Source organism: Pseudomonas turukhanskensis, from assembly GCF_027922365.1.
Classification (GTDB): domain Bacteria; phylum Pseudomonadota; class Gammaproteobacteria; order Pseudomonadales; family Pseudomonadaceae; genus Aquipseudomonas; species Aquipseudomonas turukhanskensis.
This window is the reverse complement of sequence record NZ_BSFN01000016.1, coordinates 59,804-77,575: the sequence shown is the minus strand read 5'-3', so window position 1 is coordinate 77,575 and position 17,772 is coordinate 59,804. Positions and strand designations below refer to the sequence as shown.

The 17,772-nt window shown below is 58.8% G+C and carries 12 protein-coding genes and 1 other RNA gene; 11 read left to right on the top strand and 2 right to left on the bottom strand.

What is annotated here, in order from left to right; genetic code table 11:
* Positions 1–155 precede the first annotated feature (155 nt).
* The gene (smpB, locus tag PKE98_RS20765; RefSeq protein ID WP_108098230.1) at positions 156–638 is read left to right on the top strand and encodes an SsrA-binding protein SmpB; all 483 of its coding nucleotides are present in this window, start codon (positions 156–158) and stop codon (positions 636–638) included.
* Between the two features lie 110 nt (positions 639–748).
* Here the strand turns inward: smpB and PKE98_RS20760 are convergent, their stop codons facing one another.
* Positions 749–1,516 carry an FCD domain-containing protein gene (locus PKE98_RS20760; protein ID WP_271197301.1) on the bottom strand — a complete coding sequence of 256 codons (768 nt, stop codon included), beginning with the start codon at positions 1,514–1,516 and terminating at the stop codon, positions 749–751.
* A 290-nt stretch (positions 1,517–1,806) separates the two neighbouring features.
* On the opposite strand from PKE98_RS20760, the gene PKE98_RS20755 reads away from it, so the two are divergent.
* From PKE98_RS20755 to PKE98_RS20740, 4 genes are all read left to right on the top strand, one after another.
* The gene (locus PKE98_RS20755; protein WP_271197300.1) at positions 1,807–3,498 is read left to right on the top strand and encodes a lactate permease LctP family transporter; all 1,692 of its coding nucleotides are present in this window, start codon (positions 1,807–1,809) and stop codon (positions 3,496–3,498) included.
* 84 nt (positions 3,499–3,582) lie between these two features.
* Complete coding sequence (lldD, locus tag PKE98_RS20750) at positions 3,583–4,746, top strand: FMN-dependent L-lactate dehydrogenase LldD (RefSeq protein ID WP_271197299.1); 1,164 nt, start codon at positions 3,583–3,585, stop codon at positions 4,744–4,746.
* Between the two features lie 135 nt (positions 4,747–4,881).
* The gene (locus tag PKE98_RS20745; protein WP_271197298.1) at positions 4,882–7,689 is read left to right on the top strand and encodes an FAD-binding and (Fe-S)-binding domain-containing protein; all 2,808 of its coding nucleotides are present in this window, start codon (positions 4,882–4,884) and stop codon (positions 7,687–7,689) included.
* A gap of 276 nt (positions 7,690–7,965) precedes the next feature.
* Positions 7,966–8,262, top strand: coding sequence for a PA2433 domain-containing protein (locus tag PKE98_RS20740; RefSeq protein WP_271197297.1), 297 nt, complete (start codon positions 7,966–7,968; stop codon positions 8,260–8,262).
* Positions 8,263–8,328: 66 nt separating this feature from the next.
* Here the strand turns inward: PKE98_RS20740 and PKE98_RS20735 are convergent, their stop codons facing one another.
* Complete coding sequence (locus PKE98_RS20735) at positions 8,329–11,253, bottom strand: ATP-binding protein (RefSeq protein WP_271197296.1); 2,925 nt, start codon at positions 11,251–11,253, stop codon at positions 8,329–8,331.
* 154 nt (positions 11,254–11,407) lie between these two features.
* Here PKE98_RS20735 and ssrA point away from each other — a divergent pair.
* The 6 genes from ssrA to PKE98_RS20705 all read left to right on the top strand — a co-directional run bounded on the left by ssrA (position 11,408) and on the right by PKE98_RS20705 (position 17,741).
* Positions 11,408–11,795, top strand: a transfer-messenger RNA (tmRNA) gene (gene ssrA, locus PKE98_RS20730).
* Between the two features lie 230 nt (positions 11,796–12,025).
* Positions 12,026–12,409 carry a nucleotide pyrophosphohydrolase gene (locus PKE98_RS20725; RefSeq protein ID WP_271197295.1) on the top strand — a complete coding sequence of 128 codons (384 nt, stop codon included), beginning with the start codon at positions 12,026–12,028 and terminating at the stop codon, positions 12,407–12,409.
* Between the two features lie 24 nt (positions 12,410–12,433).
* Positions 12,434–14,302, top strand: a complete 1,869-nt coding sequence (locus tag PKE98_RS20720; RefSeq protein ID WP_271197294.1) for a DUF2075 domain-containing protein — start codon at positions 12,434–12,436, stop codon at positions 14,300–14,302.
* Positions 14,303–14,959: 657 nt separating this feature from the next.
* The gene (locus PKE98_RS20715; protein ID WP_271197293.1) at positions 14,960–16,003 is read left to right on the top strand and encodes a Rieske 2Fe-2S domain-containing protein; all 1,044 of its coding nucleotides are present in this window, start codon (positions 14,960–14,962) and stop codon (positions 16,001–16,003) included.
* On the top strand, positions 16,000–16,950 hold the full coding sequence (locus PKE98_RS20710) for a PDR/VanB family oxidoreductase (protein WP_271197292.1): 951 nt from the start codon (positions 16,000–16,002) through the stop codon (positions 16,948–16,950). Before PKE98_RS20715 ends, PKE98_RS20710 begins: the two co-directional genes overlap by 4 nt.
* A gap of 77 nt (positions 16,951–17,027) precedes the next feature.
* Positions 17,028–17,741 (top strand): GntR family transcriptional regulator, encoded by a 714-nt coding sequence (locus tag PKE98_RS20705; protein WP_271197291.1) that lies wholly within the window; start codon positions 17,028–17,030, stop codon positions 17,739–17,741.
* Positions 17,742–17,772 lie beyond the last annotated feature (31 nt).

Here is a 17,772-nt window from a genome sequence, read left to right as displayed (position 1 = left end):
AGGTCAGCGCGCCAAACGTAGAGGCGCGCATTCTCCGCCATGCCCACTGCGCCCCTCAAGGCGGCGGCCGTTAATAAGCAAGCGAAAACAGCCATAGCGTAGCGGCTGCGTAAACTGTCGCCAGCGGCCGGACTACTGCCTATAATGCGCCGCCTATGGCCAAGCAAAAAAAACACCCCGAGGGCACCATTGCCCAAAACAAGAAAGCCCGTCACGACTACTTCATCGAACATAAATTCGAAGCAGGTATGGTGCTCGCTGGCTGGGAAGTCAAAAGCCTGCGCGCCGGCAAAGCACAGCTGGTCGACAGCTATGTGCTGCTGAAAAATGATGAGGCCTGGTTAATCGGAGCCCACATCGCGCCGCTGACTACCGCCAGCACCCACGTGATCGCCGACCCGGTACGCACGCGCAAGCTGCTGTTGAACAAACGCGAAATCGAGAAAATCACCAGCTCGGTGCAGCAGAAAGGCTTTGCCTGCGTGGCGCTGTCCATCTATTGGAAAGCCCACCTGATCAAGATCGAAATCGGTCTGGGTAAAGGCAAGAAGGAATACGACAAACGCCATACCGAGCGTGAACGTGATTCCGATCGCGAGCTGCAGCGCGCGGTGCGCACCAAGGGCAAAGACGACTAACGTCGAGCCCAATCCCACTTGTAGGAGCGAGCTTGGTCGCGAAAGCGATCGCCTGCCAAGCGCAGACCACAGGTCAAAAGCTTCGCGGGCAAACTCGCTCCTACGCGTTTCTAAATCCCCTGACGCCTCTCCGCCCGCGCCACACGCTGTGCTTCCTGCAGCCCTTCGGCCAAGACTTCCTGCACGTAATGAATATGGCGATTGGAGATTTCCCGCGCCTGCTCCGCACGCCCTTCGACAATGGCGTGATACAGCTCGCTGTGCTGCTGCATCAGCATGTTGCGGGTCTCGCCGCGCAGGGCGTACATGCCGCCAATGTTGGTCACCACATTGCGCTTGAGCAGGTCGAACAAGCCACGGATGGTATGTAGCAGCACGGCGTTGTGACTGGCTTCGGCAATGGCCAGGTGAAAGCGCGCATCGGCAGCACCCTCCTCGGCGCGGCCGACTTTGCCTTCACTGGCATAACAGGTCTGCAGGGCCTCGAACGCCTCGCGCAGGCGCTGGTGATCCAGCTCGGTGGCGCGCTGCGCGGCATAGAAGGCACAGGAGCCTTCCAGCGTGTGGCGGAACTCCAACAAGTCGCGCTGCGCCTCGGGATTACTTTCCAATAGGTGCAGCAGTGGATCGCTAAAGGTCGAACCCAGCGATTCGGCTACATAGTTGCCGCCGCCCTGCCGGCTCACCAACAACCCCTTGGCCGCCAGTTTTTGAATCGCCTCACGCAGCGAAGGTCGGGAAACCCCGAACTGCTCCGCAAACGCACGTTCGGCGGGCAGGCGCTCGCCAGCCTTCAACGTGCCTTCAAGAATCATGCGCTCCAGTTGCTCGACGATATCGTCCGACAAACGGCGCTGCTGTATATGACCGAACCCCATGCCCTTCTCCACTCGCCTCAAAGGCCCTGCGCGGCAACCGCGCGGCAGCCTAACGACAACAGCCACATGACAACAAGATACGTCTGACAACCAACGCTCACGACGAAAGTAGTAGAGCAGGAAATTGACAGACTTCATGTAGGGCTTTTACCCTGAGCCGTCTAATTTGTAAATTGGTAATACCAATTTACCCGACAAACAAGTTGAGCACCCGGTTAACGCCACAAGCGCCTGCCCGAAGTGTCTCAATCTCCAGGCACACCCAACAATAATCAGGGAGCCAACCCACGATGCAAACCTGGCAACAGCTATACACGCCCCTGGGCAGCCTTGGGCTGTCCGCCCTCGCGGCCGTCGTTCCTATCGTTTTCTTTTTCCTTGCCCTGGCCGTGTTTCGCCTTAAAGGCCACGTGGCCGGCAGCATTACCCTGGCACTGTCGATCATCATCGCCATCGCCGCCTTCCAGATGCCCGCCGACATGGCCTTCGCGGCCGCCGGTTATGGCTTCCTGTACGGCTTGTGGCCCATCGCCTGGATCATTGTCGCGGCGGTGTTCCTGTACAAGCTGACGGTAAAAAGCGGGCAGTTCGAAATTATCCGCAGCTCGGTGCTGTCGGTTACCGATGACCAACGCTTGCAGGTGCTGCTGATTGGCTTCGCCTTCGGCGCGTTCCTTGAAGGGGCCGCCGGTTTCGGTGCGCCGGTGGCTATCACCGCCGCATTGCTGGTGGGCTTGGGCTTTAACCCACTGTATGCCGCTGGCCTGTGCCTGATCGCCAACACCGCGCCGGTTGCCTTCGGTGCCCTGGGCATTCCAATCATCGTCGCCGGCCAAGTGACCGGCATCGACGCCTTCAAAATCGGCGCCATGGCGGGCCGCCAGCTGCCGCTGCTTTCGGTGATTGTGCCGTTCTGGCTGGTGGCGATGATGGACGGCTGGCGTGGCATCAAGGAAACCTGGCCTGCCGCGCTGGTGGCCGGTTTGTCCTTTGCCATTACTCAGTACTTCACCTCCAACTTCATTGGCCCGGAACTGCCGGACATCACCTCGGCGCTGGTCAGCCTGGTGTCACTCACCCTGTTCCTGAAAGTCTGGCAGCCGCGCCGCAGCGCCAATGCGCAAATCGCCGGCGCCACCGGTGGTAGCGCCGTGGCCAGTGCCGGTGGTTTCGGCCAGCCGCGCACCACCACGGCCTCGCCTTATACCCTGGGCGAAATCTTCAAAGCCTGGTCGCCGTTCCTGATCCTTACCGTGCTGGTGACCATCTGGACGCTCAAGCCCTTCAAGGCCATGTTCGCCGCCGGCGGTGCGATGTACAGCACCGTGTTCAACTTTGCGATTCCGCACCTTGATCAATTAGTGATCAAAACGGCGCCCATCGTGACCGCGCCAACGGCTATTCCGGCGATCTTCAAACTCGACCCCATCTCGGCCACCGGCACAGCGATTTTCTTTGCCGCGCTGATCTCGATGTTGATTCTGAAGGTCAGCGTTAAAACTGGTCTGACCACTTTTAAAGAAACGTTGTTCGAGCTGCGCTGGCCCATTCTGTCTATCGGCATGGTGCTGGCCTTTGCCTTCGTCACCAACTACTCGGGCATGTCTTCCACCATGGCCTTGGTGTTGGCCGGCACTGGTGCGGCATTCCCGTTCTTCTCGCCGTTCCTCGGCTGGCTGGGCGTATTCCTCACCGGCTCGGATACATCGTCCAACGCGCTGTTCAGTTCGCTGCAAGCCACCACGGCGCACCAGATCGGGGTTAACGACACCCTGCTGGTGGCCGCCAATACCAGCGGCGGCGTGACCGGCAAGATGATCTCGCCACAATCCATCGCCGTGGCCTGCGCCGCGACCGGCCTGGTGGGCAAGGAGTCGGACCTGTTCCGCTTCACCCTCAAGCACAGCCTGATCTTCGCCGCCTTTGTCGGCCTGATCACCCTGGCGCAAGCCTACTGGCTCACCGGCATGCTGGTGCACTGACCACCCGCTGGCCCCGGCGGCGCACGCGCCTTGCCGGGGCTCACTTGAACGCGCCTCGCGTCTTTCTAGCTACGGGACGACCTGATGATCATTTCTGCCTCCTCCGACTACCGCATCGCCGCACAACGCAAGCTGCCGCCGTTCCTGTTTCACTACATCGACGGCGGCGCCTATGCCGAGTACACCCTGCGCCGCAACGTCGAAGACCTGGCCAGCATCGCCCTGCGTCAGCGCGTGCTGCGCAATATGTCCGAGCTGAGCCTGGAAACCCGCCTGTTCAACGAAACCCTGGCCATGCCCGTGGCCTTATCGCCAGTCGGCCTCACCGGCATGTACGCCCGCCGTGGCGAAGTGCAGGCGGCCAAGGCGGCGGCTGGCAAAGGCATTCCGTTCACGTTGTCCACCGTATCGGTCTGCCCGATTGAAGAAGTGGCGCCGGCCATCGACCGGCCCATGTGGTTCCAGCTCTACGTGCTCAAAGACCGCGGCTTTATGAAAAACGCCCTGGAGCGCGCCAAGGCCGCTGGCGTCACCACCCTGGTATTTACCGTGGACATGCCCGTGCCCGGCGCCCGCTACCGCGACGCTCATTCGGGTATGAGCGGCGCCAACGCCGGCATGCGCCGCATGCTGCAAGCCATGACCCACCCCAGTTGGGCCTGGGACGTTGGCTTGCTTGGCCGCCCCCACGACCTGGGCAATATCTCCGCCTACCGGGGCAACCCAACCGGCTTGGCCGACTACATCGGCTGGCTGAGCGCCAACTTCGACCCGTCGATTTCCTGGAAAGACCTGGAGTGGATCCGCGATTTCTGGGAAGGCCCCATGGTGATCAAAGGCATTCTCGACCCTGAGGATGCCAAGGACGCGGTGAAATTCGGCGCCGATGGCATCGTGGTCTCCAACCATGGCGGCCGTCAGCTCGACGGTGTGCTCTCCAGCGCCCGCGCCATGCCGGCCATTGCCGATGCGGTAAAAGGTGAACTGGCGATTCTGGCCGACTCCGGTATTCGCAACGGGTTGGATGTAGTGCGCATGCTCGCCCTGGGCGCCGACACCGTAATGCTCGGCCGGGCGTTTATTTATGCACTGGCGGCTGCCGGCGGCGCGGGCGTGACTAACCTGCTGGAGTTGATCGAAAAGGAAATGCGGGTGGCCATGGTGCTAACCGGCGCCAAGACCATTGCCGATATCAGCGCTGACTCCTTGGTACGTGAACTCGGAAAGTCGGAGTTTGAACACCTGTAGGGCGAATATCGCAAAGCGATATCCGCCGATACCACGCTGTAAAACGTCATGCCACGTATTGCCTTGCACGACCGCAGCGGCGGATATCCCTTTGGGATATTCGCCCTACGTTGAACGCTCGCCCCCGGAGAACTCATGAGCCTGCCCGCCGCCTTCCTCGCCGCCGCTGAACAATTGATCCCACGCGAGCGGCGTTTCGATGATCCGCTGTCCACCTTGGCCTTCGGCACCGACGCCAGTTTTTATCGGCTGATTCCCAAGCTGGTGGTACGGGTGGAAAGCGAAGAGGAAGTGGTGCAGTTGCTGAAACTGGCCCACGCCGAACAGGTGCCGGTGACCTTTCGCGCGGCCGGCACCAGCCTCTCCGGCCAGGCGATCAGCGACTCGGTGCTGATTGTGCTGGGCGATAACTGGAATGGCCGCGAGATTCGTCAGAACGGCGGGCAGATTCGCCTGCAACCTGGCGTTATCGGTGCCCAGGCCAATGCGTGGCTTGCGCCATACGGGCGCAAGATCGGCCCGGACCCGGCGTCGATCAACGCCTGCAAAATCGGCGGTATCGTCGCCAACAATGCCAGCGGCATGTGCTGCGGCACGGCCCAAAACACCTACCACACCCTCGCCGGCCTGCGCCTGGTGTTAGCCGATGGCACGCGCCTGGACAGCGAAGACCCGGCCAGCGTCGCGGCCTTTCAAACCAGCCATGGCACTCTGCTGGAGCAACTGGCCGAACTCGGTCGTACTACCCGCGCCAATAGCGAACTGGCGACCAAGATCCGCCACAAATACCGACTGAAAAACACCACCGGCTTGTCGCTCAACGCGTTGGTCGACTACGACCAGCCACTGGATATTCTCACCCATCTGCTGGTGGGCTCCGAAGGCACCCTGGGCTTTATCAGCGCGGTCACGTACGACACCGTGGTCGACCACCCATACAAAGCCTCGGCCCTTATCGTATTCACCGACGTGGAAAGCTGCTGCAACGCCGTCACCGTGCTGAAAAGCCAGCCCGTATCAGCGGTGGAACTGCTCGACCGCCGCAGCCTGCGCTCAGTGGAAAACAAAGCCGGCATGCCTGCCTTTGTACGTGAATTGTCCGAAGGCGCGTGCGCGTTGCTGATCGAATCTCGCGCCGCCAGCGACTCCCTACTGCAGGAACAGATCGGCCTGATCATGACCGCCCTGACCGGCTTCCCGGTGGAAAAGCAGGTGGACTTCAGCACCGACCCCAAGGTGTACAACCAGCTGTGGGCCATCCGCAAAGACACCTTCCCCGCGGTCGGCGCCGTGCGCCAAACCGGTACCACGGTGATCATCGAAGACGTGACGTTCCCGGTCGAACACCTGGCCATCGGCGTAAACCGCCTGATCGCCCTGTTCGACAAACACCGCTACGACGAAGCCATCCTGTTTGGCCATGCGCTGGAGGGCAACCTGCACTTTGTGTTCACCCAGGCGTTCGACACCCCCGAGCAAATAGCGCGCTACTCAGCGTTTATGGACGACGTGGCCCAGTTAGTGGCTGTTGAGTTTGGCGGCTCGCTGAAGGCCGAGCACGGCACCGGGCGCAACATGGCGCCCTTCGTGGAACTGGAATGGGGCAGTGACGCCTACCAGCTGATGTGGCAGCTCAAGCGCCTGCTCGACCCGCGCGGCATCCTCAACCCAGATGTGGTGCTTAGCGAAGACCCGCAGGTGCACCTGAAAAATCTGAAACCGCTGCCGGCCGCTGACGAGATTGTGGATAAGTGCATCGAGTGCGGCTTTTGCGAGCCGGTGTGCCCGTCCAAAGGCCTGACCCTGAGCCCGCGCCAGCGCATCGTGATGTGGCGCGATATACAGGCCAAACAGCGCGCAGGCATCGACACCACCGAACTGGAGCGCGATTACCAGTACCAGGGCATCGACACCTGCGCCGCGACCGGCCTGTGCGCACAACGCTGCCCGGTAGGCATCAACACCGGCGAGCTGGTGAAGAAACTGCGTGCCCAGCATGCCGACCAGGGCAAAGCCGCCGGTTGGCTTGGCCGCCATTTCCATGCGGCCCTGCAAGGCGCGCGCTTTACCCTGCACGTGGCCAACGGCGCGCGCCTGATGCTGGGCGCACCGCGGCTGGCGAAGGTATCCGCCGCGCTCAGCAAGGCTTCGCAACAGCGCATTCCGCAATGGAACGCCGCCATGCCGCAGCCCGAACGCGCCATTCGCTTCAGCGTGCCGGTTGAAGACCAGCGCCCACGGGTGGTCTACCTGGCAGCCTGTGTGTCGCGAGTGATGGGGCCGGCCGCGGGAGACCGCGAGCAACAATCGCTGCTCGGTAAAACCCAAGGGCTACTGGAAAAAGCGGGCTACCAAGTGGTGTTCCCCGACAACCTGGATAACCTCTGCTGCGGCCAGCCGTTTGCCTCCAAGGGCTACAACGAACAAGCAGAAAACAAGCGTCAGGAACTGATCGGCGCCCTGCTGAAAGCCAGTCGCGGCGGCCTCGATCCGATTTATTGCGACACCAGCCCCTGCACCCTGCGGCTGGTGCAAGACCTCGGGGAACAGCGCCTGGACCTGTACGACCCGGTGCGGTTTATCCGCACCCATCTGGTGGACAAACTCACATTCGAACCTCAGGAAGCGCCCATCGCCGTACACGTCACCTGTAGCACTCAGCACCTGGGCGAAAGCCAGGCGCTGATTGACCTGGCGCGCCTGTGCAGCAAACAGGTGGTGGTGCCCGAAGGCATTCACTGCTGTGGGTTTGCCGGCGACAAAGGCTTTACCACGCCGGAGCTTAATGCCCACTCACTGCGCACGTTGAAAGACGCCGTGCAGTATTGCGACGAGGGTATTTCCACCAGTCGCACCTGTGAAATCGGCTTGAGCCAGCATGGCGGAATCGACTATCACGGGCTGGTGTATCTGGTGGATCGGGTAACCCAGCCCCGCGTGTAGGGCGAATATCCGCAACGCGGATATCCGCCGGCGGTCCAGCGCTCACGCTCCATTGCCACCAAGCCAAACGGCGGATAACGCCTGCGGCGCTATTCGCCCTACATGCGGCACCACCCTTTTTCGGGGAAAAAACACTGAACCGCTTCGTTTAGGTGAAAGTCCATCTGTATAAGCCCGCTTGTTTACGCGGGTTTTGACAGTCTCGCCCCTCACGGCTCCGCGAGCCCCATTCGGGGGTTCTGGACGAGAGCTGCAGCCCCGAGAAGGAGATTCACCATGAAGCGCACCGCCCTGCTGTACTCAGCGGCACTACTGTCCGCGACCCTGATGGCATCACCTGTTTTCGCCGCCGACCTGTGCGACGCCAACCTGCAAAAAATCAAGGACACCCTCACCACCAAAGAGGCGACCCTGAGCGAATCGTTGAAAACCGAAGTGACCGAACTGCAAACCAAAGCCAGTGACGCCAAGGCAGCCGGTAACGACAAAGCCTGTGTAGAAGCCTCCTCGGCGGCAGTACAGCGCCTGGAAGCCCCGAACACCGAGGGCAGCGGTAAAGGCAGCGGCAGCTGATCACGGCCTTTGCCCATAAAAAAACCGGCGCATTGCCGGTTTTTTTATGGGCGAAATTCGGCCGCACTACTGATTGATGACCACCACGTCTTCCAACAGCTTTATTGCCATTTGGCGTAGCTGCTGCAGATCAATCGGCTTGGCCAGGCAAGCCTGGGCACCTCGGCGTATGGCATCGGCGAACACCTCGTCGTCGGCCGCAGCACTGATCACCAACACCGGCACCTCACTCAAATGCGGCGTGCGGCGCATCATGTCGAGAATGTGCAAGCCATCGCCATCGGGCAGATCCAGATCGAGCAGCAGCAGGTCCGGGGTAAAACTTTCCAGCACTGCGTAGGCGCGCTGGATGGACGCGGCCCCCCGCACATCGGCCAGCTCGCGCAAACCTTCCTGCAATACCCGCATGCAGGCCGGGTGATCTTCCACACAGAGCACGGCGGCCAATTCCTTGGCTTGCTCAATGACATCAACCTGGCCGTGCACGCTGGTATCCGGCGCCGCCGCACTGGGCAAATCAATCCAGAACCGACTACCAATGCCAGGCGTACTCAGCAGCCCCAGCTCGCCATCCATCAACTCGGCCAGCTCGCGACTCAGTACCAGGCCGATGCCGGCACCCGGGATGGTCGAGTTTTCCCAACCCAGGCGCTGGAACGGCTGAAAGAGCTTGGCTTGCTGTTCACTGTCAAGGCCTGGCCCGGTGTCCTGCACCCACAAACGAATACCGGTGGCCCGCACCTCGAAGCCGAGGCTGACCATGCCCTGAGGGTTGTTGTACTTGATCGCGTTGGACAACAGGTTAAGCAAAACCTGGCGCACCCGGCGCACATCGGCCCAGACAAACAGGCCCGGCTTTTCGGTGGCCATTACCTGCAACTGCTGGCCACGCTGCAACGCCTCTGGCAGCACCAGCTCGGCACAGCTGCGCAGCAGATCGGCAACGTCGACCGCAGAAAAACGCAGCTGCTGGCGCCGGCTTTCGATGCTGGAGAGATCGAGAATATCTTCCACCAGCGCCGTCAGGTGCCGGCTGGCATTAACGATTTCCCGTGCGTAATCGGCCTGCTGCTCACCACCGGGTTGCTCCTGAGCATCCAACTCGATGAGCTGAGCGAAACCGTAAATGGCGTTCAACGGCGTGCGCAGTTCATGGCTCATGCTCGACAGAAAGCGGCTCTTGGCCTGGCTCGCTTCCTGGGCCTCCAGGCTGGCACGGCGCAAATCTTCCTGCACCTGTTTGAGCCCGGAAATATCCACATGGGTGCCGGCCACCCGCAGCGGACGCCCGTTCGAATCACGCTCCAACACCTTGCCCCGGCTGAGTAGCCACACGTAATTGCCGTCGGCATCGGCGAAGCGGTACTGCGCCTCAAAGGTATCGTCCATGCTGTCGGCAAAGCCGAAACGTAGCTGACGCAGACGGTCCAGGTCATCGGGGTGCACACGGTGATTGAACTCGGCGAAGGTCAGGCACTGGATATTCAGGCCATAGCGTTTTACCCCGCGCCCTCGCACCGTAATGGTCATGCTGCGCGCCTCGACTTCCCAGACGCTTTCAGTGGTGCTTTCCAGCACAAGCTCCAACTGGCTTTGCGCCTTGTGGCGCTCGTCTTCACTGGCCTGCAACTGGCGACCAGTCTGCTGCGCCGACTCCGCCATATAGGCCAGTTCGTCGATCTCGATATCATCGGCCTGCGGCTTGAAATTGCCGCGCCCCAGCTCGCCCATCATGTCCACCACATCGGCCATGGGCTTAGCCAACTTGGCCGTCAGCAAGCGCGAGCGGCGCCACATCCAGGCGAAAAACAGCAGGTAGAAAAACAGCAAACCGGCAATCAGCAGATAACCAATCTGTTGGTACCGCTCGGCCAGGTTATTGGTGGCCTGGAAAATATTGGCCTCATCCACCACCACCAGCAAACGCCAACCGGTTTGCGGAATTTCGCTCCAGGCCACCAGCTGTTTGCGGCCGCCCAACGACACTTCCTTGACCGCGCTGGCACTGGAATTCATGGCCTGCAATAACGGTTGCAGATCGTGGCGATCCTTGAGGTCGAAGTCGTCCGGCTTGAGCACTTCGCGGCGTACCGCTTCGGCGTAGCTGTAATCGGTCAGCTCATTAAGGCCAAAATCCTGTTCACCGGCTGCCGGCAACGCGATCACCTTCTGATCACGGCTGACCAACACCGCGTAGCCATGCCACGGCACCTGCAGATTGCCGATCTCGCTGACCATCTGCCCCACCGTGACATCCAGGCCCACTACACCTTCGAGAAAATCGCCGCGGTACACAGGCGCCACCGCAGACATCATCCAGCCCTGGCCCGCAGGGTCGAGGTACACGTCGGTCCACACCACCTTGCGGTCCGGGTTGTGCTTGGCGTCGGCCAGGTAATAGAAGTTGTAATCGGGAATAACCATGTCATGGGCATAGCGATCGGGGGTCATGAAAAACGGATAGATGCGGTTGTAGCTGTCCCAACTGTTGAAATACAACGCCGACACCAGCGGGTTGGCGTCGCGTATCCAGCGCATCAGCACATCCACCCGCGACAGGCGCAGGGCTTTGTCGTGGTCCTGTTTATCCACGGGCGTGACATTGGAATAAAACGAAGCCGCGCGACCGTCATCGCGGTGGGTGTAGTGCACACCATCGGGCGTTATCGAATAGCGCGAACGCTCCAGGGCATCAGCGTGGTACGTCATGTCACTCAGCGCGCGAGTGGTGGCCGCCTGGTAGACCTTGGCCTGCGCCTCCAACCCCTCGAGCCGCCGACCAATAATCTCGCCCTCACGCTGCACCGTGCCGGTGAGATCCTGCGCCGCGCGCTGCTGCAGGTAGTCCAGCTGGGTGTCGCGGATGGCGGTGTTGGTCAACAGGTAAACGGCAATGAGCACCGACTCCACCAACACCAGGGGAATCAGCGCACTTTGCACAAACGCGCGCCAAATCCATTGGCGCAAGGGGTAACGCGGCGAACGCGGCATAAGGCAGGTCTCAGGAATAGCTGCACGTTACTACAGAAAGCTTTTGAGACTAATCATATAGCCTGTTCACGCCAATGATGTACGGCAAGCAGGTCGACTCACCTGAACCTTTCCCGTACACTGCCGGTCCCAATCGTGTATCACGGTAGGTTTTGGGGCCGATTAGGATTCGACGCCGGTTACAAAACTTGAGGGGCATGCCGAGTTGGTAACAGAACTCGTAAATCCACTGTTGCAAAACTCTATAATTGCCAATGATGACAATTACGGTGCCCAACTAGCTGCGTAAGCAGCCTAGTCGCACTTCTGGTAGCTTCGGCTCCAGCAATCACGAGGGGATGTCTGTAAACCCGAAGTGATTGTCATATAGAACAGAATCGCCGCGTAGTACGTTGTGGACGAACCGGCTAAAACTTACACAACTCGCCCAAAGCACCCTGCCCGTCGGGCGGCTGAGGGTTAACTCAATAGACACGGCTAAGCATGTAGAACCGACAGCAGCGGACTGGCGGACGGGGGTTCAAATCCCCCCGGCTCCACCAAACACAAAACCCCGAAGGTGAAAACCTTCGGGGTTTTTCTTTGGGTCGCGGAAATGCTTGGGCGATTGTTGAAAAAGGTGGGGATGGCTGAGTTTGGCGTGTCTTTGAACTCAGAGTAGTAAAAAAAATCTTTCCCCTTTTCTCGTCCAAACAACGAAAACTCTTACAATCCAAAGCCGGACTTCCTACACATTTTTTTTGCACGCCACTGATACCCAAGAGATAGCCCCGTGAGTAACTCAGACAGCTCATCCGCACCACTGATTGACGTGGGGAAGCTTGCCGCATCCCTTCAGCAGTTCGCAGATGATCGCGACTGGCAGCAGTTTCACTCCCCTAAAAATCTCATCCTGGCTCTCACTGGCGAGGTAGGAGAGCTGTGCGAGGTTTTCCAATGGATGAGCGACGCCGACTCGCTCTCTGCCGCAACACATCCCGATATCGGCCAAGCCGTCAAGGACGAGTTGGCGGACGTACTGATGTACCTAGTTCGACTGAGTAGCGTACTTGGCGTTGACCTCAACGAGGCGGTGACACACAAATTTGCCTCGAATGGCCAGAAGTATCCCGTTGATAAAGCCAGAAGCAACAGCAAAAAGTACGACCGTTTCTGACCATCCCGAATCTAAGGACAACCCGTGATCGTTTACGCTGCGACCAAACAGCAATTTCTTAAAGACAACGATAACGATGACATTGAGGAGGTGATCCTCAGGCATTACAAGGAAGTTACCGGCAAGAACGTTGGCACCTCGGAAATCCGGTCGTGGCAAGGATCCCTCACGTACATGGCCAAGGTCCTTAGAGATGAAGGCCTGCCGAGCGACGCAGGCCTGGCCATCGAATTGCACATTCCGCAGTCGTCGAAGCGAATCGACTTTCTACTCACCGGTCGCGACGAAAATCAGGCAAAAAAAGCCGTATTGATCGAATTGAAGCAATGGAGCAAGGCCATCGCCACAACCAAGGATGCCATCGTCAAAACGGCATTGGGTGGCGGCCTCATAGAAACCATTCACCCGTCCTATCAGGTGTGGTCATATGCAGCGCTGTTGGAAGGCTTCAACGAAGCGGTGTATGACAAAAGCATCGAAATCCGTCCGTGTGCCTACCTTCATAACTACGTCAGCGACGGCATCATAGATTCGGCTCACTACGAGGCCCACATCAGCAAGGCTCCGCTGTTTCTGAAAGGCCCGGAAGAGCTCAGTAAACTCAGAAGCTTTCTGAAAAAACATATAAGGCATGGCGACAACAAAGAGGTTCTTTACGAGCTATCCGAAGGAAAAATTCGCCCCTCCAAGGCGCTAGCCGAAGCCCTCGGTGGGTTGATGAAAGGCAAACCCGAGTTCGTATTGATTGACGATCAGAAAGCAATTTTTGAGTCGGCGCTGGCGGCGGCAAGCGAGGCCTCGGACCAAGCACCCAAGGTGATGATCATCGAAGGTGGACCGGGCACCGGGAAAACTGTTCTGGCTATCAATCTGCTGGTGAAGCTCACTGAACTCAAGTTGATGAGCAAATACGTCTCCAAGAATGCTGCTCCACGCAAGGTCTACGAAAGCAAACTAGTTGGCACCATCAAACGCAGCCATTTCTCGAATTTCTTTTCAGGCTCTGGGGCATTCATCGACACTGCGCCCAACACATTCGATGCGCTTATCGTGGACGAAGCCCACCGGCTGAATGAGAAAAGCGGGCTTTATGGAAATCTTGGGGAAAACCAGATCAAGGAGCTGATTGAATCAGCGAAATGCTCAATATTCTTCATTGATGAAGACCAGCGTGTAACCTTGAGCGATATCGGCAGCAAGCAGGCGATACGCGCCTTTGCAAAAGCCAAGGGTGCTGTTGTTGAGGAACACGTGCTGTCTTCGCAGTTCCGCTGCAGTGGTTCTGATGGTTACCTGGCGTGGCTGGATGACGCGCTAGACATTCGCGCCACGGCAAATCCGACGCTCGATACCCAAGACTACGAGTTTAAGGTGTTCGGCTCACCTCAGGCGATGCATGACGCAATCAACGACAAAAACCACGGAAACAAAGCTCGTGTGGTCGCAGGCTATTGTTGGCCTTGGTTGAGCAAGAAAGACCCTACCGCTGCTGATATCGTCATTGGTGGCTACAAACGCCAATGGAACCTGGATCAGGATGGCAGCCTATGGATCATCGCTGAGAACTCTATCGAGCAGGTTGGCTGCATTCATACCTGCCAAGGTTTGGAAGTCGATTACATCGGAGTGATCATCGGGCCAGACCTAGTCGTACGTGACGGCAAAGTAATGACATCCCCGGATAAGCGCGACAAGCACGATAAATCAATTCGTGGCTGGAAAAAAATGATGAAGGAGCAACCTACCCCGGCGAAAAAAGAAACAGACCTGATCATCAAAAATACTTACCGAACCTTGATGACTCGCGGGATGAAGGGCTGCTACCTGTACTGCACCGACAAAGAGACTGCGCAATACTTCGAGAGTCGACTTAACCAACACAGCAGTCACTGACGGTATCGTTTGCCAGCAACCTCTGTACCCGCGAGTGGGGGTATGCGCAGGGGCAACGATGGACAGCAGTTGGTCACCAGCCATGGCTAACGTTTACAAGACCATTTGCTTGATAGATTCGATGCCGACTCGTTAATGACGGGGAGCTTAAAAAGCACCGCCCATCGGAAGCCAAACCACGCAGCGTTTCAACTGGTATTTCAGGCAAATACATACTGACTTGCTTCAGATTATCCCGGACCGCCAAACACAAAACCCCGAAGGTGAAAACCTTCGGGGTTTTTCTTTGGGCGGGAGAAATGCCGTTTTGGCAGGGTTAAAAACGGTAACGATGGTCAGGCTTGGCTTGTTCTTGAATTTCAGAGACCGCTTTAAAAGAGGAAATAAACTATCCCCTTTCCTAAACTGAACATCAGTCCGACACCCGCTGTGCAACGCAGAACCGTCAGCCTCGTTCGCCCTCCTCCCGCTCCCCAGCGCGCTGCCTTCTATACCAGCCCCGTTACCCGTTCAGCGCTGGAAACACTGCTTTTCCAGTTTCGCTTCGGCCGATTACCGAACACTTATTGGATCCACTAATAACCATTAAATTGTTTAAGTCGCCATTCAGACACATCATTGGATCCATTACAAAAAGCCCAATGAGGTGTCCCGCTTATGTTTCCCAAAAACTGCTGGTACGTCGCCTGCACACCAGACGAGCTAACCACGGGCCCGTTAGGGCGCCAGGTTTGCGGTGAAAAGATGGTCTTTTTCCGCAACCTGGAAGGCCATGTGAAGGCGGTAGAGGACTTCTGCCCGCACCGCGGCGCGCCCCTTTCGCTGGGGTTTGTGGAGAACGGCAACCTGGTCTGTGGTTATCACGGGCTGGCAATGGGCGGCGACGGCAAGACGGTTTCAATGCCGGGGCAGCGGGTACGCGGTTTCTCGTGCAACAAGACGTTTGCGGCGGTGGAGCGCTACGGTTTTATCTGGGTGTGGCCTGGCGATCAGGCTAAGGCTGACCCGGCGCTTATTCACCACCTGGAGTGGGCGGTCAGTGACAAGTGGGCGTATGGCGGCGGCCTGTACCATATCCAGTGCGACTATCGATTGATGGTCGATAACCTGATGGACCTGACCCACGAAACCTATGTCCACGCCTCCAGCATTGGTCAGAAGGAAATCGACGAAGTCGCGCCGGTAACTTCGGTTGAGGGGGACGTCGTCACCACGGCCCGGCATATGGAAAACATTGCCGCCCCACCCTTCTGGCGTATGGCGTTGCGTGGCAATGGGCTGGCTGATGACGTGCCGGTGGACCGTTGGCAGATATGCCGTTTCACGCCACCGAGCCACGTGCTGATTGAGGTGGGCGTTGCCCATGCGGGGAAAGGTGGTTATCACGCGGCGCCGGAACATAAAGCCGCCAGCATCGTGGTCGATTTTATTACCCCGGAGACGGAGACCTCGATCTGGTATTTCTGGGGCATGGCGCGCAGCTTTAACCCTCAAGACCAGGCGTTGACGGACAGCATCAGAGAGGGCCAGGGCACGATCTTTAGCGAGGACTTGGAAATGCTGGAGCGCCAGCAGCGCAACTTGCTGGACAACCCTCAGCGACAACTGCTCAAGCTCAATATCGACGCCGGCGGCGTGCAAGCCCGTAAGGTGATCGACCGGATGCTCGCCGCCGAGCAGTTGGCGGGGCAGGCGCAATGATGGAAGTAGTGGTGGCCTCCATCGGCAATGAAACCAGCGCCATCCGCACGTTTGAGTTGGTGAGTGCGGGCGGCGGCGCATTGCCGCCGTTTACCGCTGGCGCACATATTGATGTCCATCTGGCTAACGGGCTGGTCCGGCAATACTCGCTGTGCAACCACCCACTGGAGCAGCATCGCTATGTGATCGGCGTGTTGAAAGACACAGCCTCCCGGGGTGGTTCAGTGGCCCTGCATGAAGCGGTGGCCGAGGGCGACGTGCTGAACATCAGCGCGCCGCGCAACCTGTTCAACCTTTACTCAGAGGCTCGACGCAGCCTGTTGTTTGCAGGCGGCATCGGCATTACGCCGATCCTGTGCATGGCTGAACATCTTGCGCAGAACGGCGCGGCGTTCGAGCTGCATTACTGCGCCCGCTCCGAGGATTCAGCCGCATTTATCGGGCGGCTCAAAGCGTCCTCGTTTGCCTCGCAGGTGGTCTTCCATTTTGATGACGACGCCGGATCCCGCCTGGATGCTGACCAGGTGTTAAAAAATCCAGCTGCCGGTACCCATCTCTACGTATGTGGCCCGGGCGGTTTTATGGAGCATATTCTGGGCAGCGCACGCGCCAACGGCTGGCATGAGGAGCAGCTGCACAAGGAGTATTTTGCGGCGGCGCCGGTGGACGCCGCGGGCGATGGCAGCTTTGTGATGAAGATCGCCAGCACCGGCCAGGAACTCACCGTATCGGAAGGTAAAAGCGCGGTAGCCGTACTTCATGAGCACGGCTTCGACATCCCGATATCCTGCGAGATGGGCTTTTGTGGCACCTGCCTGACCCGCGTGATTGAGGGCACACCCGACCACCGCGACACCTACCTCACCGAGGCCGAGCAGGCCGCCAATGATCAGTTTTTGCCCTGTTGCTCGCGCGCCAAAACGCCGTTTTTGGTCGTGGATTTATAGGTCGCCGAAGCCAGTGGAAAACGGCGTAAACTCTCGCCCACCCCACGCTTACGGCGCGATTTACGATGGATGACGTTATGAGCAAACCCGGCCAGCGCGTACTTATTGCGCTACGAAAAATGATCGCCTCTGGCGAGCTGGCCGCTGGCGAGCGCATCGGTGAGATCGCCACCGCCGAGCTGCTTCAGGTCTCGCGCACGCCGGTGCGTATTGCGTTTCGCACCCTGGAGCAGGAAGGCCTGCTGGTAAAAAGCGCTGGCCGCGGTTTTACCGTGCGGGCGGTAAATGCCAATGAGATCGCCGGAGCGGTGGAAGTACGCGGTGTGCTTGAGGGCTTGGCCGCACGACTCACCGCAGAGCGTGGGCTCGCTCCGTCGATAAAAAACGCGCTGTATGAATGCCTGCAACAGGGCGATCACTTGTTCGAGAAAGGCTACGTGGTCGAGGATGATCTGCGCCTCTACCACGACCTCAATATGCGCTTTCATCAGCTCATTATCGAAGCCAGCGACAACCCGGCCATTACCGATGCACTGGCCAGAAACGACCACCTGCCCTTTGCCTCGGTAAGTGCGCTGGCCGTTGACCTCAACGACCTGACACGCGAGTTTCGCCGCTTCAACTTTGCCCACATGCAACACCATGCCATCGTCGATGCACTGGTACACGGGCAAGGCGCCAGGGCCGAGTCGCTTATGCGCGAGCACGCCAATGCCACCTTGCGCTACGCGAGTATCTTCAGCCCCACCCAACTTGACCCTGCTGGTTTAAAGATCATCTACAGGGAATGAACCTGTAAAGAGAGCCCTCGAAAACGTTAAG

What these genes read in the sequence shown, in the direction of transcription:
- smpB (WP_108098230.1), top strand. Translation starts at nt 156, where the DNA reads ATGGCCAAGCAAAAAAAACACCCCGAGGGCACCATTGCCCAAAACAAG.
- PKE98_RS20760 (WP_271197301.1), bottom strand. Translation starts at nt 1,516, where the DNA reads ATGGGGTTCGGTCATATACAGCAGCGCCGTTTGTCGGACGATATCGTC.
- PKE98_RS20755 (WP_271197300.1), top strand. Translation starts at nt 1,807, where the DNA reads ATGCAAACCTGGCAACAGCTATACACGCCCCTGGGCAGCCTTGGGCTG.
- lldD (WP_271197299.1), top strand. Translation starts at nt 3,583, where the DNA reads ATGATCATTTCTGCCTCCTCCGACTACCGCATCGCCGCACAACGCAAG.
- PKE98_RS20745 (WP_271197298.1), top strand. Translation starts at nt 4,882, where the DNA reads ATGAGCCTGCCCGCCGCCTTCCTCGCCGCCGCTGAACAATTGATCCCA.
- PKE98_RS20740 (WP_271197297.1), top strand. Translation starts at nt 7,966, where the DNA reads ATGAAGCGCACCGCCCTGCTGTACTCAGCGGCACTACTGTCCGCGACC.
- PKE98_RS20735 (WP_271197296.1), bottom strand. Translation starts at nt 11,253, where the DNA reads ATGCCGCGTTCGCCGCGTTACCCCTTGCGCCAATGGATTTGGCGCGCG.
- PKE98_RS20715 (WP_271197293.1), top strand. Translation starts at nt 14,960, where the DNA reads ATGTTTCCCAAAAACTGCTGGTACGTCGCCTGCACACCAGACGAGCTA.
- PKE98_RS20710 (WP_271197292.1), top strand. Translation starts at nt 16,000, where the DNA reads ATGATGGAAGTAGTGGTGGCCTCCATCGGCAATGAAACCAGCGCCATC.
- PKE98_RS20705 (WP_271197291.1), top strand. Translation starts at nt 17,028, where the DNA reads ATGAGCAAACCCGGCCAGCGCGTACTTATTGCGCTACGAAAAATGATC.